Annotated in this window: 15 protein-coding genes; 8 read left to right on the plus strand and 7 right to left on the minus strand. The window is 25.8% G+C overall.

Translation table 11 applies throughout. The features are described from left to right. The 8 genes from ACTTAT_RS06665 to ACTTAT_RS06700 all read left to right on the plus strand — a co-directional run. Positions 1–500, plus strand: a 500-nt coding sequence (locus ACTTAT_RS06665; protein ID WP_440680262.1) for a phosphatidate cytidylyltransferase, incomplete at its 5' end; no start/stop codon positions are given. After that, on the plus strand, positions 497–1606 hold the full coding sequence (locus ACTTAT_RS06670) for a 1-deoxy-D-xylulose-5-phosphate reductoisomerase (protein WP_440680264.1): 1110 nt from the start codon (positions 497–499) through the stop codon (positions 1604–1606). The genes ACTTAT_RS06665 and ACTTAT_RS06670, both read left to right, overlap by 4 nt. Continuing rightward, positions 1603–3840: an outer membrane protein assembly factor BamA gene (bamA, locus tag ACTTAT_RS06675; RefSeq protein ID WP_440680265.1), complete on the plus strand. Its 2238-nt coding sequence runs from the start codon at positions 1603–1605 to the stop codon at positions 3838–3840. Before ACTTAT_RS06670 ends, bamA begins: the two co-directional genes overlap by 4 nt. An 8-nt stretch (positions 3841–3848) precedes the next feature. Next, complete coding sequence (lpxD, locus tag ACTTAT_RS06680; RefSeq protein ID WP_440680267.1) at positions 3849–4817, plus strand: UDP-3-O-(3-hydroxymyristoyl)glucosamine N-acyltransferase; 969 nt, start codon at positions 3849–3851, stop codon at positions 4815–4817. Further along, positions 4814–5278, plus strand: coding sequence for a 3-hydroxyacyl-ACP dehydratase FabZ (gene fabZ, locus ACTTAT_RS06685; RefSeq protein WP_440680269.1), 465 nt, complete (start codon positions 4814–4816; stop codon positions 5276–5278). The genes lpxD and fabZ overlap by 4 nt, the downstream gene beginning before the upstream one ends. After that, a complete protein-coding gene (lpxA, locus tag ACTTAT_RS06690; RefSeq protein ID WP_440680270.1) occupies positions 5271–6044 on the plus strand; it encodes an acyl-ACP--UDP-N-acetylglucosamine O-acyltransferase in 774 nt (257 codons plus the stop codon). Before fabZ ends, lpxA begins: the two co-directional genes overlap by 8 nt. After that, positions 6041–6829 carry an LpxI family protein gene (locus ACTTAT_RS06695; RefSeq protein ID WP_440680272.1) on the plus strand — a complete coding sequence of 263 codons (789 nt, stop codon included), beginning with the start codon at positions 6041–6043 and terminating at the stop codon, positions 6827–6829. The genes lpxA and ACTTAT_RS06695 overlap by 4 nt, the downstream gene beginning before the upstream one ends. After that, positions 6829–7938 (plus strand): lipid-A-disaccharide synthase, encoded by a 1110-nt coding sequence (locus ACTTAT_RS06700; RefSeq protein ID WP_440680273.1) that lies wholly within the window; start codon positions 6829–6831, stop codon positions 7936–7938. The genes ACTTAT_RS06695 and ACTTAT_RS06700 overlap by 1 nt, the downstream gene beginning before the upstream one ends. Before the next feature lie 2 nt (positions 7939–7940). On the opposite strand, the gene gltA is transcribed toward ACTTAT_RS06700, so the two are convergent. From gltA to ACTTAT_RS06735, 7 genes are all read right to left on the minus strand, one after another. Further along, positions 7941–9227, minus strand: a complete 1287-nt coding sequence (gene gltA, locus ACTTAT_RS06705; RefSeq protein WP_440680274.1) for a citrate synthase — start codon at positions 9225–9227, stop codon at positions 7941–7943. Between the two features lie 34 nt (positions 9228–9261). Then, positions 9262–10629: a glutamate--tRNA ligase gene (gene gltX, locus ACTTAT_RS06710; RefSeq protein WP_440680275.1), complete on the minus strand. Its 1368-nt coding sequence runs from the start codon at positions 10627–10629 to the stop codon at positions 9262–9264. Between the two features lie 32 nt (positions 10630–10661). Next, positions 10662–11342 carry a transcriptional repressor LexA gene (lexA, locus tag ACTTAT_RS06715; RefSeq protein ID WP_440680276.1) on the minus strand — a complete coding sequence of 227 codons (681 nt, stop codon included), beginning with the start codon at positions 11340–11342 and terminating at the stop codon, positions 10662–10664. Positions 11343–11422: 80 nt separating this feature from the next. Next, positions 11423–12214, minus strand: coding sequence for an indole-3-glycerol phosphate synthase TrpC (gene trpC, locus ACTTAT_RS06720; RefSeq protein ID WP_440680278.1), 792 nt, complete (start codon positions 12212–12214; stop codon positions 11423–11425). After that, a complete protein-coding gene (trpD, locus tag ACTTAT_RS06725; RefSeq protein WP_440680279.1) occupies positions 12211–13209 on the minus strand; it encodes an anthranilate phosphoribosyltransferase in 999 nt (332 codons plus the stop codon). The genes trpC and trpD overlap by 4 nt, the downstream gene beginning before the upstream one ends. Beyond that, complete coding sequence (locus ACTTAT_RS06730; protein ID WP_440680280.1) at positions 13206–13772, minus strand: anthranilate synthase component II; 567 nt, start codon at positions 13770–13772, stop codon at positions 13206–13208. Before ACTTAT_RS06730 ends, trpD begins: the two co-directional genes overlap by 4 nt. Beyond that, a partial coding sequence (locus tag ACTTAT_RS06735) for an anthranilate synthase component I family protein (protein ID WP_440680281.1) occupies positions 13769–14671 on the minus strand: 903 nt, incomplete at its 5' end. The genes ACTTAT_RS06730 and ACTTAT_RS06735, both read right to left, overlap by 4 nt.

Below are 14671 nucleotides of genomic sequence, written 5' to 3' on the forward strand. Positions count from 1 at the left end.
ATCAAATTAAAAATTTAAAAAAAAAAAATACACAACTTATAATTTCTATAATACTAATAGTTTTTGTTTACTCATGCTTAAATATTCAATTTAACGAAAATGGTAAACTGTATTTATTTTTTATATTAATTCTTGCATGGCTATCAGATATAGGCGGGTATATTATTGGAAAAACAATTGGAGGAAAAAAAATTGGAATTATAAGTAAAAATAAAACGTATAGTGGTTTTATTGGCAGTATTTGTTTTTCTCAATTTACTTTAATATATTTATCTTATTATAAACTTTATTTTTTTGATCAGCTATATATGAATATTTTAATTATTTCTTTATTTTCAGTATTAGTAATAATAGGTGATTTATTTTTTTCTTACATAAAAAGATTAAATCTTATTAAAGATTTTTCTAATTTAATGATTGGACATGGCGGTTTATTTGACAGGATAGATGGTTTGATTTTTTTAACAATATTTTTTAACATTTTTATAATACTTTTATGAAAACTTTAGCAATAATTGGATCTACTGGATCAATAGGTAATTCAGCTTTAAAAGTATATAAAAATCACAAAAAAAAATTTAAATTAATTTATTTATGTGCAAATTCAAACATAGCTAAATTATCAAAACAAATAAAAGAATTTAAACCTCAAAATGCTTTTTTACTAGATGATAAAAAGATCCCAAAAAATAAAAATCTAAAGTTGTTAAACAAAAATTATGCACTTAGATATAAACAAAAAAAAATTGATTATGTAATCAGTGGCGTGTCAGGTTATGATTCTTTAAATATAAATTTAAAATTAGTTAGAATTTCAAAAAATTTATTAATTGCAAATAAAGAAACAATAATTTGTGGAAGTAATTATTTTTTAGATTATGCAAAAAAAAATAATTGTAATATAATACCTATTGACTCTGAACATTATTGCTTAAATTTTTTTATTAAAAATTTTAATATTCAAAATTTGATAGATGAAGTTTATTTAGTTGCATCAGGTGGACCATTCCTTGAAAAAAAAATTAGATATAATGAAAATGTAAAAAACGTTATAAGTCATCCTACATGGAAAATGGGGAAAAAAATTTCGGTAGACTCCTCAACATTTGCAAATAAAATATTAGAACTTTTTGAAGCAAAAATACTTTTCAAGTTAAATAAAAATAAAATTAAAATCTTAATAGAAAAAAAATCAAATGTTCATGCAATAATTAAATTGAAAAATAATTTATACTTCCCAATTATGCATAAGCCAAATATGATTATTGCAATTTCTAATTCACTTAATGTTACAAATTATTTTAAAATGCAATTAGAAAATTTAAAAATTTTTTTTAAAGAACCTGATTTAAAAAAATTTCCAATAATTAAGCTGGGATATAAAATTTTGAGAAACTATAATAATGCTGGAGCGTTATTATTCACAGTTATTAACCAAAGATTAGTTGAATTATATTTGAAAGGTAAAATTAATTATGGAGAAATAAGTCATATTCTTGTAAAAGTTTTCAAACAAAAAAAATTAATTAATCTATCAAGAAAAAAGTTAAATAACTTAAATGACATTAATAGACTTATTGAGTTTGGACAAGAATTAAAATTATGAGAAAATTTATTGTTTTTATCTCAATTTTTTTTAATTTATTTTTTTTTCAACATGCTAGATCTGAAATATTTACTAGTATCGAAGTCGTTGGAAATAAAAAAATATCAAATGATACAATATTGAATATCTTAGATTTTAATAAAAATAAAAATTATACAATCCAAGAACTTAATGAATTACAAAAAAAAATATTCTCTTCAAATTTTTTCAAAGATGTAAAAATTGAAACAAAAAATAAAAAATTAATCGTTAGTGTTATAGAAAATCCTATAATAAATTTTTTTTACATTAAGGGAATTAAAAACAAATCTAGAGAGGAATATATATATGAAAATATCGAATTAGGTCAAAATAAGTTATTTTCAAATAATTTGTTAAAAAGAGATATAGATAAAATTAGACAAGTCTTTCTAGATGCCGGTTATTTTAACGTTGAAATAAATCCTGTTGTTTCGCAATTAGACTCAGATGTTGTTAATCTTATAATTGAAGTAAAAAGAAAAAATGATTACAAAATTAATAGAATTTTTTTTATTGGTGATAAATATTTTTCATCTTCAACATTAAGTGACGTAATTTTGTCTAGTGAGCATGGTTGGTGGAAATTTTTGTCACAAAATACCTCGGCTAATTTAAAAAGAGTTGATTTTGATAAAAAACTTTTAAAAGAGTTTTATTTGACTAATGGGTTTTATGATGTTCAAATTATTGCCTCAGATGTGGAAATAATAAGTGATAATTTGCTAAACTTAACATTTTCAATAAATTCTGGAAAAAAATATTTATTTTCAAATTTTACAGTCAAAGATGATAATAATTTATTAAATCCTCAGATTAAAAAAAATATTCTTGAATTAGCATCAAAAAATTTAAAAAAAAATTATTCAACTAAAAAAATAAAATTTTTAAAGAATCAAATATACGACTATTTAAATCTTAAAAAGATCGAATTTGTTAATTTTAATTTAGAAGAGAAAAAAAAAGATCTTAATATTGAGATAAATATTAATTTTTATAGTACTGATAGAAAATTTGTAAATTTAATAAATATAAAAGGAAATACTATTACAGAAGAAGAGGTTGTTAGGAGAAATTTAACCTTCTCAAGTGGTGACTCATTTACAAATTTTAAATTAGAGAAATCTAAAGATAATCTTAGATCAAGTGGTATTTTTGAAAATATAAATTTTAAAATAATTAATATTGACAAAGAACTAATTGACATTGAAATAAATGTTGATGAAAAACCAACTGGCTCAATAGTTGCAGGTCTAGGAGTTGGAACCTCTGGCAGTGCTATTTCTGGAGGATTGCAAGAAAAAAATCTTTTTGGAAAGGGTATTAACGTTAGTTCAAACGTGTCTATTGGAACTGAAAAGGTCTCTGGGATAGTATCGTTTAATTTACCTGATTATAATAATACAAATAATACTCTCGGCTATTCTTTGTATGCCAGAAGCGTAGATTATACAAATGCTGGCTATGAAAGTTCCCTTTTTGGAAATTCTTTATCAATTTCTTATGATCTTTATGAGGACATAACTCTAAAGAGTGGTTTGGCTATTGAATATGACAAAATAGATACTAATGCTTCTTCATCAACTAGTTATAAACTAAAAGATGGAAATTATTCGTCATTTATACCTTTTTATGATGTAAATACTGATAAAAGAAATAGCAAATTTAAACCTACTAATGGTTATAAATTAGGTTTCGGTCAATCAATTGCAATCCCTGGAAGCGACATTACTTATTTAAAAAATCAAATTTATACTGATTATTATACCCCAATTTCAAAAGATTATGTTTTTGCATTGAAAAGTGGATTAACTACAATTAACGGATTGGGTAGTGAAGATATTAAATTAAGTGATAGATTATTTTTAAGTAATGCAAGATTAAGAGGATTTGAATCACAAGGTATTGGCCCTAAAGACGGCAAGGACCATGTAGGTGGAAACAATTCATTCTATTCAAGTTTTTCTTCAACGTTTCCAAACCCATTACCTGAAAAATGGAACGCAAATAGCTCATTATTTGTTGATACAGGTAATGTATGGGGAGTAGATTATAACGATGCATTAGACAGTAATAAAATTAGAAGTTCTTTTGGAGTTTCTCTAGATTGGATTTCGCCCTTGGGACCTTTAAGCTTTACCCTGTCAGAAACAATCAGTAAGTCCAGTACAGATTTAGAAGAAAGTTTTAATTTTAAAATAGGTAGTTCGTTTTAATCAATATTATGAAAACTTTTTTTGAAAATAAAGGACCTTTTGATATAAATTATTTATTAAAAAAAACTTTTTATTCTAAAAAAAAAAAATTTAAAAAATTCAAAGTTACAAATATTGCAACTTTAGAAGAAGCAAAAAAAGGTGAAATAACTTTTTTTGAAAATAAAAAGTATACAAATTACTTGTTAAAAACCAAAGCTTCTTATTGTTTAGTCAAAGAAAATTTCATAATTGACGGTAAATTTGATAATTTATCATTTATTGAGTCTAAGCATCCGTTATTAGATTTTATATGTATTGCAAAATGCTTTTATCCAGACTCAAATCATGATAATTTTAATTTTATTTTAAATTCAAAATATAAAAATTATAAAATTAAATATAACTCATTAATTGACAAAACAGTAAAGATTGGAAAAAATTTTAAAATTGGACTTAATACAGTTTTAAAAAAAAATGTAGTCATAGGAAATAATGTAAAAATTGGATCAAATTGTGTTATTTCCAATTCTATTATAGAAGATAATGTAGTGATAAATGATGGAACAATTATAGGTAAGATAGGTTATGGATTTAAAATGATTAATAAAAAATTAAACTTTATTCCACATATAGGGTATGTTGAAATTTTAGATAATGTTTACATAGGTTCAGGTTGTACTATTGACAGAGGTTCTTTTTCTAACACTGTAATTGGATGTGGTACAATGCTAGATAATCAAGTTCATATTGCACATAATGTCAAGATTGGTTCAAACTGTTTGATTGCTGGACAAGTAGGTATTGCTGGAAGCTCAATAATTGGAAATAATTGTATGGTTGGTGGCCAAAGTGGTATCTCTGGTCATTTAAAAATTGGTAATAGTGTGAGTGTGGGAGGTAATTCAGGTGTATTGAAAAACGTTGCAAGTAATAAAAAAGTTATGGGTTATCCAGCTGTAGAGATAAAAAAATTTATTAAAAGGAATATGATATGATTAACAAAAACCTTCCCTATTTAAATAAAACCAAAATTGAAGAATTGCTTCCGCATCGAGACCCAATGTTGCTCATCGATAATTTATATAATATCGAACCTATGAAATCTGCTATTGGTCATATTGAATTAACAGAAAAAAAATTTTATTTACAAGGACATTTTCCAGGGCAACCCGTAATGCCAGGTGTTATGATAGTTGAGGCCTTTGGCCAGTCGGCAGCTGCTTTGGCTGCATTCAGTATTGATAAAAAAGAAGTTGAAAATAAATTAGTTTATCTAATGTCTGTTCAAAATGCTCGTTTTAGAAATCCAGTAATACCGCCGTGCGATTTGTATCTAAAATGTAACGTAGACAAAATTAAAGGAAAAATTTGGAGATACAAAGGAGTTGCTTACTGTAATGATAAAAAAATGGCTGATGCTGAATGGATGGCAACAATAGTTGATAGAAATGATTAGCGACAAATCATCTATTCATAAAAATGCAAAAATTGGAAATAATGTAAAAATTGGTGACTTTTGTGTAGTTGGTGAAAATGTTGAAATTGGTGATAATTGCGAGTTAATTAATCATGTAAATATTCAAGGCAATACAAAAATTGGAAAAAAAAACATTTTTTTCCCTTTTTGTAGTATTGGCACCACCCCTCAAGATCTAAAATTTAAAGGTGAAAAAACTTTTCTTCAAATTGGAGATAACAATTCATTTAGAGAATATGCAAATATAAGTCTTGGCACTGAACAAGGTGGTAAAATTACCAAAATTAATAATAATTCATTATTTATGGTAGGTGTTCACATTGGACATGACTGTCAGCTTGGTGACAATCTAGTTATTGCAAATAATGCTGCCATTGCGGGTCATTGTATTTTTGACGATGATGTTATTATTGGTGGAAATTCAGCAGTTTTGCAATTTACTAAAATTGGCAAAGGCGCAATGATTGGTGGAATGACTGGTGTTGATAAAGACGTGCTCCCCTTTACTTTAATAAAGGGTAACAGATCATATTTTGAAAATATTAACTTAATTGGGTTAAAACGAAAAGGTTTTAAAAATTTAGAGATTGAAAATTATAAAAAAACAGTAATGGAATTATTTAATAGTGACAATATGAAAGAATATATTTCAATTTTAAAAAATGATAATGAATTAAATGATATATTGATAAAGTTCATTGAAAACAAAAATTCAAATAGAGATATTTGTAGACCAAAAAAATGATTGCAATATTTGCTGGTACAGGAGATTATCCAAAAGAAATAATTTATTCTCTAAAAAAAAATAATAAAAAATTTATTATTTTAAATATTACTGAAAAAAAAATTAAAGACTCGTTCAAAATTAATTTAGGACAATTTGGAAAAATTTTAAAACTATTAAAGGATTATGAAATACGTGAAGTTATTTTTGCTGGATATGTTAAAAGGCCGAATTTAAGAAATATGAAGTTTGATATGAAAGCTATTTCATATATGCCACATCTCATTAAAGCTTTCAAAAGTGGTGATGGGAATATTTTGAATTTAGCTAAAAAAATCCTAAATCAAAATAAAATTAAAGTAGTTGAAAGTCATAAATATTCAAAAAATCTTTTGTTAAAAAAAACAGTTACTCAAAAAAAACCTAACAAGATTGACCTTCAAGATGCAAAAAAAGGAAAAAAAATTTTGGACAATTTAAGTAAATTTGACAATGCGCAAGGTGTTGTGATCGACGAAGGATATATAGTTGCCATAGAAGCAGCCGAGGGAACAGATAGTATGTTAAAAAGAGTAATTAATTTAAACAAAAACAAGAAAAAAAAGTCTGGTGTATTAATAAAATTTCCAAAAAAAAATCAAAATCTAAAGTATGATCTTCCAACAATCGGATCAAAAACTGTAAAATTATGCATTCAATCAAAATTAAATGGTATTTTTTTAAAAAAAAATCAAAATATTTTTTTAAACCAAAAAAAATCAATCATTTTGTCTAATAAAAATAATTTTTTTATTTCAACAATGTAATGACAAAAAAAATTTTTATTATTACAGGCGAGACCTCTGGTGATCTTTTGGCATATAAAGTAATTAAAAATATAACTTCAAGTAATATCAAAATTAAAGGAATAGTTGGAAGCAATCTTAAAAAACTGAATATTGATGGTCCTTTTGAGTCAAAAGATATTACCTTTTTTGGTATTACCGATGTTATTAAAAATATTTTTTATATTAAAAAAAAAATCAATCTCGCTGTCAAATATATTGAAAATTTTAACCCCGATATTGTTTTTTCGGTTGATTCTCCAGATTTTGTATTTCAAGTCATAAAAAAAATTAGATCAAATAAAAAAATTAAACCCAAATTTTTTCATTATGTTGCTCCATCAATATGGGCTTGGAGAGAAAAACGAGCCAATAAAATAAAAAAATTATTAGACAAAATTTATTTACTTTTTGAATTTGAAAAAAAATATTTTGATAAATATTCAATAGAAAATGATTTTGTTGGTCATCCTTTTTTTGAAAATTTTGAAAAAAATCAAAACAATTACAATGCTGACAGTAATATAATATCCTTTTGCCCCGGTAGTAGACAAAGCGAAATAAAAATTTTTATGCCAATTTTTTTAGAAATAATGAATTCTTTGGGAAGTAAATATATATATCACTTTGCTATCACAAATAGTACTCATTATAGTGTTCAAAAATATTTAGAAGATATAGATAAATCACAAATTATTATTACATCAGATGAAAATGAGAAAAAAAAATATTTTACTAAATCTTTAATTTCTATAGCTAAATCTGGAACAATAAGTTTAGATCTTTGCAAATCGCAAATACCTTTTTTTACAATTTACAAGTTTAATTGGTTAAATTATTTTCTCATTATACCTTTTGTAAAAGTGAAATTTGTAAATATAATAAATATAATTGCCAGTAAAGAAATTATACCTGAATTTATCCAAGCTAATTGTAATTCAAAAAAAATTATAAATCATTTGCATTTTTTATTGAATAACAAAAATGAACTAAAAAAAATGATTGTCGATTATAATATTATTTTACAGGGTTTTTCAAATAAGAATACTTCTGAAAAAATCGCTCAAGATTTGGTTAATAATTTAAAATAATTTTATCTTTTTGATAAATCTTTAAATTCTCTTGGTTCTGCACCAGTATATAGTTGCCTAGGTCTTCCAATTCTGGCAGACTTGTCGACCATCATCTCTTTCCAATGCGCTAACCAACCAACAGTTCTGGCCAGTCCAAATAATACTGTAAACATTGTAGTAGGAAAACCCATGGCATTTAATGTAATTCCTGAGTAAAAATCAATATTTGGATAAAGTTTTTTTTCAATAAAATACTCATCATTTAAAGCAATTTTTTCCAATTCCTTTGCAACTTGCAATAATTTATTATCATTATTACCAATTTCACTTAATACATCATGGCATGTCTTTTGCATTACTTTTGCTCTTGGATCATAATTTTTATAAACTCTATGTCCAAAACCCATCAATTTAAATGGATCATTTTTGTCTTTAGCTTTTTTTATATACTCAGGTATATTTTTAACATCACCAATTTCTTTTAGCATATTTAGAGCCGCTTCATTTGCGCCACCATGTAACGGACCCCACAAAGAAGTAAAACCAGTTGAAATTGATGCGAATGGATTAGCACCTGAAGATGCGGCAAGTCTTACAGTTGATGTAGATGCATTTTGTTCGTGATCTGCATGTAAAATAAATATTTTATCCAATGCCTTAGCAAATGTTTTATTTATCTTATAAGGTTCAGCTGGAACAGCAAAACACATTTTCATAAAATTTTCTGAATAATTTAATGAATTATCAGGATAAACAAATGGTTGTCCTAAGCTATATTTAAAAGCCATAGCAGCGAGAGTAGGTATTTTTGCCACCATTCTTCTGGCAGATATCCTTCTTTGAGCTGGATCAGAGATATTAATCGAGTCAGGATAAAATGCCGATAGTGCAGCAACGACAGCAACCATAATTGCCATAGGGTGAGCGCCTCTTCTAAAACCATTAAAAAAGGTATTTAGCTGTTCATGAACCATTGTATGGTTTTTGATTGCATCTGAGAATTCATTCCATTCGGTTTTTGATGGAAGTTCACCATACCAAAGTAAATAAGCAACTTCTAAAAAATTACTTTTTTCAGCCAATACGTCCATTGGATACCCACGGTAATAACATTCGCCTTTGTCTCCATCTATGAATGTAATTGAAGACTCGCAGCTACCAGTTGATGTAAATCCAGGGTCAAAAGTAAAATGATCAGTTTCTGAATACAATTTTGAAACATCTATCACTGATGGTCCAACTGAACCTTTTTTTATGGGCAAGTCTATTTCTTTTTTTCCAACTTTTAATTTAGCTATTTCAGACATTGCGAAACGTATTATCAGTTTTGATATGAATTGTCTAACTTATATGCAATTTTATTCTATTAATTGTTTCACTTATACCCAATATTTTAATGATATCTTTTATACTTGGCGCTTGATTTGAACCAGTTAAAATTAACCTAAGTGGTTGTCCCAAATCTTTAAATTTAATATTATTATTTTTTATTATATCTTGATTTATTTGTGATATTTTTTCCTCATCATATGATTTTAATTTGACAAGTTCACTATAGAATTCATTAATAATTGTTTTATTTTTATCATTTATTACATCTAATTTTTTTTGAAAATCATAAATAAAATTTGAATTATTATAAATATCTTCGAGGGTTTTAGATTTATTTTTAAGAATATTGATATTGCTAGTTATATTAACAATGATTTTATCATCTAGTTTTTTTTTATAAGTTTTTATGTATGTGATCAAATTTTCTATTAGAATATTTTCATTTAAATTTTTAATATAAAATTCATTTAAAGATTTAATTCTCTCAAAATCTAATTTAGATGGCGATTTACCAATATTTTTAAGAGAAAAATATTTTATACTTTCTTCATCATTAAAAATTTCTTTATCTTTATATGACCATCCCAATCTTAAAAGATAGTTTCTAAGTGCAATTGGTAAAATCCCAATCTTTTTATAATCTTCGGTTGTAGATGCATTATCTCTTTTGGATAATTTTTTTCCATCTTCAGAATGAATTAATGGGATATGAAAATACTTTGGTAATTTCCAACCCATATATTGAAAAATCATTATTTGTTTTAATGCATTTATTTTATGATCATCTCCTCGTATCACATGTGTAATATTCATTAATTTATCATCTACTGAAGCTGATAAATTGTAAGTGGGAGTATTATCTGATCTTAAAAGAATAAAATCTTCCAGTGTACTTGTGTCTATTTCAACGTCGCCTTGCACCCCATCGTAAAGCATTATTTTTTTATTTTTTTCTATTTTTAATCTAACGACATATGGTAAGTTTTTTTCTTCTATAAGATCTCTACATTTTCCATCATATATATAATTAACACTGTTTTGTTTTGCTATCTCTCTTTTTTGATCAAGTTCTTCTTGAGTACAATAGCATTTGTATGCAAAATTATTTTTCAAAAGTTGATTTGCTACTTCTATATGTTTTTTAATATTTTGAGATTGATAAAAAACATTATCATCAAAATTAACTCCTAGCCAACTGAGGCTATCAATTATTTGATTTTCATATATTTTTTTAGAACGTTCTTTATCAGTATCCTCAATTCTTAATAAAAATTTTCCTTTTTGATTTTTTGAATATAAATAATTAAATAAAGCTGTCCTGGCGCCACCAATATGAAGCTGTCCTGTAGGAGAGGGTGCAAATCTAGTAATAACCATAAATATTAAGTTGTTACTTTTATAACAGTTAATTAGAAATTTCTATAAAGAGAAACTAAAATACCTTGAATTTTTACTCTTTCAGGATTAAAAATTCTTGTTTCATATGCAGGATTTGCACTTTCAAGCGCAATTGAATTTGTTTTTTTTCTTAATCTTTTTAAAGTAGCTTCATGGTCATCAATTAAGGCAACTACAATTTTTCCATTTTCAGCAGTATTTGTTTTTTTAATAATAACAGTATCACCATCATTTATTCCAGCATTTATCATGCTATCACCCTCTACTTTTAATCCATAAAATTCATCGTTTTTATCTGATAAACTTGGAGGGTAGGGAATATTTTCTGATGAGTCTTCAATGGCTTCAATAGGGAGACCAGCGGCAATTTTTCCAACAACTGGTATATATTTTTTTTCTTTCTCTTTTTTAATTTTGTCTAATCCCCCAGATATTACGCTAGGAGTAAAGTTGTTATAAAGATCTTTCACCCCGGCATTTTCTGGAAGTTTAACTACCTCAAGAGCTCTAGCTTTATGGGCTAATCTTTTTACAAATCCTCTTTCTTCTAAAGCTGAGATTAATCTGTGAATTCCAGATTTTGATTTTAAATTTAACGATTGTCTCATTTCGTCATATGATGGGGAGACACCATCATTTTTCAACTTCTCGTTGATATAAATTAATAAATTTTTTTGTTTTTTAGTTAACATAGAACAAAACCTAAACTTTTTTTGTTCTATAAAAGTTCTTTTAAAATTGCAATCTATAAAAATTCAATAAAATCAGTAATTTATTTAATAAAATTTTGGAAACACTCAGTAATTGAATCAGATTTGATTAGTGATTCACCAATTAAAAAATTGTTTATCCCAGTTTCGTTTCTTACTTTTTTTATTTCTTCATTTGAATGGAAACCACTTTCGGAAATGACTATTTTATTTTTTAAAGCGCTTTCAAATTCTTTGTAAATATTAATCGTATTGTCCAAGGATACGGAAAAATTTTCTAGATTTCTATTGTTTATACCAAATAGAGCGTTTTTAAAATTCAGTGCGATCTCCATCTCTTTTTCAGAGTGTACTTCTAAAATACTATTCATGCCCAATTCATCTGCTGTTGAAATTAATTCATTAATTAAAGTTTCGTCAGATGAGTTAATAATTACCAATATACAATCTGATCCATTTTGATTTGCTTCTATTACTTGGTACGGATCAATAAAAAAATCTTTATTTAATATAGGGGTGTTAAATTTTTTTTTAATATCTCTTACAAATTTCTTATTTCCAAGAAAATATTTCTTTTCTGTTAAAACAGACAAACAAGCTGCATTATTTTTTACATATTCTTCTGCAATTTTTAAGTGATCGAAATCTTCTTTTATTATACCTTTCGATGGACTTGCTTTTTTTATTTCAGCAATAATTGCTATTTTATTTTCTTGCTTATAATTTTCTAAGGTATTTGAAAAAATATATTTTTTATTTGAAACTTTTTTTTTTAATTGATCGATTGGACTTTTGATTTTATCTAATTTGACCTCTTTTTTTTTGTCATTAATTATTTTTTCTAAAATATTCATTTTTTTATAAGATTTAAATAATGAGAAACTTTTTTTGATTTGATATATTTTTTTGCAACTAAAAATGCATCATTAAGATTTTGATATTTATCAAGAACTATTAAACCTGCAGCTGTATTAAGTGACACAATTTCAAGCAAGGCACTTTCATCTCCATTAAACAAATCTAAAATTTTTTTTGAGTTGTACTCAGCGTCATTTCCTACTATATCCTCAAAATTATATTTTTTATTTATATATTCAGTCGGGTCAATTTCAAAAGATGTAATTTTTTGGTTATTTAACTCATAAACTTTTGTTTTTTTAAAAATAGATATTTCATCCAAGCCATCATAACTATGATAAACCCAAGCTTTTTTTATATTAAGATTTTTTAATACTTTTATATATTTTTCTAATATATCATTTGAAAAAACACCTATACATTGTCTATTTACACTTGCGGGGTTACATAAGGGTCCTAACAAATTAAAAATTGTTCTTTGTTTTAAATCTTTTCTAACATTAGCAACATTTTTCATTGCTGAATGAAAGTTTGGCGCAAACATAAATGCAAAATTATTTTTTATGATAGATTCTTCCACCTCTAAAGGCTTTAAATTAATATCAATTCCTAATTTTTCTAATAAATCAGCAGATCCAGATTTTGAGGAAACGCTTTTGTTTCCGTGTTTAGCAACTTTATGACCCATACTAGCTAGAACTAAAGCAACTGCTGTTGAGATATTTATTGTATTTTTTCCATCTCCGCCAGTACCACAAGTATCTATAGCATCACCCTCTATGTTTACTTTCAAAGATTTTTCTCTTAGAACTTCAGCTCCTCCAGTTATTTCCTCAACAGTTTCTCCTTTTTCTGAAAGATTAACTAGAATTTTTTTTAAATCTTCATCTTCAATTTTTCCTTCCATTATATTTGAAAATAAATATTTACTTTCATCTTTCTGCAGGTCAGTTTTATTTATTGTTTTTTTTATTATTTCTTCAATTTTCATAATTTTATAAAGTTTTTAATAATTTGTTGCCCATATTTAGTTTTATAACTTTCTGGATGAAATTGAATGCCATATAATGGATAATTCTTATGTTCTATTGCCATAATTATCTTATCGGGAGTTTGAGCGGTAATTTCAAAAGATTGATCAAGTGTTTTTTTATCAATTATCAAGCTATGATATCTTGTTGCATTAATAATTCTTGGAATTTTTTTAAACATTTTGCTTTTTGTATTTAATATTTTAATTTTGCTAATTTTTCCATGCATTAACTTTTTAGCTTTAATAATTTTTGCCCCAAATGATTGGGCTATAGCTTGATGGCCCAAGCAAATTCCAAGTATTGGTTTATTTTTAAAATAATATTCTATCAATTCTAAACATTTTCCAGCCTGGCTTGGATTTCCTGGCCCTGGAGAAATTACAATTTTATCAAAATTTCTTATTTGTTTTATTTTAAACTTGTCATTTCTGAAAACTTCAACTTCACACTTTATATTTTTTAGATAATGGTAGACATTAAATGTAAAGCTATCGTAATTATCAATTAGTGCTATTTTCATTTTGAAGCTTCGAGTAAGGCCTTAGCTTTATTGATTGTTTCTTGGTATTCTTTAGTGGGAACACTATCAGCTACAATGCCTGCGCCGGCTTGTACATAAATTTTATTATTTTTTACAAGAGCTGTTCTTAAAGCAATACACGTATCCATATCACCATTGGCTGAAAAATAACCAACGCCGCCTGCATACAATTTTCTTTTTTTATTTTCTAATTGATCAATGATTTCCATGGCCCTTATTTTTGGCGCACCAGATACTGTTCCGGCTGGAAAACCTGAAAGTAAGCCGTCTATTAGTGAAATATTTTTTTTAAATCTCCCTACAACATTCGAAACAATATGCATAACATGTGAATATTTTTCTATTTTGAATTTTTCATTAACTTTTACTGTATTATCCTCAGATACTCTACCTACATCATTTCTTCCAAGATCTAATAACATTAGATGTTCAGATATTTCTTTTGGATCATTTAAAAGATCTTTTGCAAGCTTATTATCTTCATTTTTATCCTTTCCTCTTTTCCTAGTTCCCGCAATTGGCCTTATGGTTATTTTTTGATCTCTAACTCTTACCAAGATTTCAGGACTGCTGCCAATAATTTGAAAGTCTTCAAAATTAAAAAAATATAGAAAGGGCGAAGGGTTTGAAACTCGGATTTTTTTATAAATTTCCAGTGGATCTTTTGTTAATTTTTTTTCAAATCTTTGACTTATTACTACCTGAAAAATATCTCCTATAGATATATATTTTTTTGCCTTGTTCACCAATTTTAAAAACTCTTTTTTGGTAAAATTTGATTTTATTTTTGAATAAAAATTTCTTTTTATTTTTATTTTATTTTGAATTTTAGATGTATTGAAATCTTTTATTATTTCGTTTTTGAGAGAATCTATTTC

The sequence above is a fragment of the Candidatus Pelagibacter sp. HIMB1517 genome (genome assembly GCF_052047895.1).
Taxonomy (GTDB): Bacteria; Pseudomonadota; Alphaproteobacteria; order Pelagibacterales; family Pelagibacteraceae; genus HIMB114.

What these genes read in the sequence shown, in the direction of transcription:
- trpD (WP_440680279.1), bottom strand. Translation starts at nt 13,209, where the DNA reads ATGAAAATTGAAGAAATAATAAAAAAAACAATAAATAAAACTGACCTG.
- ACTTAT_RS06700 (WP_440680273.1), top strand. Translation starts at nt 6,829, where the DNA reads ATGACAAAAAAAATTTTTATTATTACAGGCGAGACCTCTGGTGATCTT.
- gltX (WP_440680275.1), bottom strand. Translation starts at nt 10,629, where the DNA reads ATGGTTATTACTAGATTTGCACCCTCTCCTACAGGACAGCTTCATATT.
- ACTTAT_RS06670 (WP_440680264.1), top strand. Translation starts at nt 497, where the DNA reads ATGAAAACTTTAGCAATAATTGGATCTACTGGATCAATAGGTAATTCA.
- gltA (WP_440680274.1), bottom strand. Translation starts at nt 9,227, where the DNA reads ATGTCTGAAATAGCTAAATTAAAAGTTGGAAAAAAAGAAATAGACTTG.
- fabZ (WP_440680269.1), top strand. Translation starts at nt 4,814, where the DNA reads ATGATTAACAAAAACCTTCCCTATTTAAATAAAACCAAAATTGAAGAA.
- lexA (WP_440680276.1), bottom strand. Translation starts at nt 11,342, where the DNA reads ATGTTAACTAAAAAACAAAAAAATTTATTAATTTATATCAACGAGAAG.
- trpC (WP_440680278.1), bottom strand. Translation starts at nt 12,214, where the DNA reads ATGAATATTTTAGAAAAAATAATTAATGACAAAAAAAAAGAGGTCAAA.
- ACTTAT_RS06695 (WP_440680272.1), top strand. Translation starts at nt 6,041, where the DNA reads ATGATTGCAATATTTGCTGGTACAGGAGATTATCCAAAAGAAATAATT.
- bamA (WP_440680265.1), top strand. Translation starts at nt 1,603, where the DNA reads ATGAGAAAATTTATTGTTTTTATCTCAATTTTTTTTAATTTATTTTTT.
- ACTTAT_RS06730 (WP_440680280.1), bottom strand. Translation starts at nt 13,772, where the DNA reads ATGAAAATAGCACTAATTGATAATTACGATAGCTTTACATTTAATGTC.
- lpxA (WP_440680270.1), top strand. Translation starts at nt 5,271, where the DNA reads ATGATTAGCGACAAATCATCTATTCATAAAAATGCAAAAATTGGAAAT.
- lpxD (WP_440680267.1), top strand. Translation starts at nt 3,849, where the DNA reads ATGAAAACTTTTTTTGAAAATAAAGGACCTTTTGATATAAATTATTTA.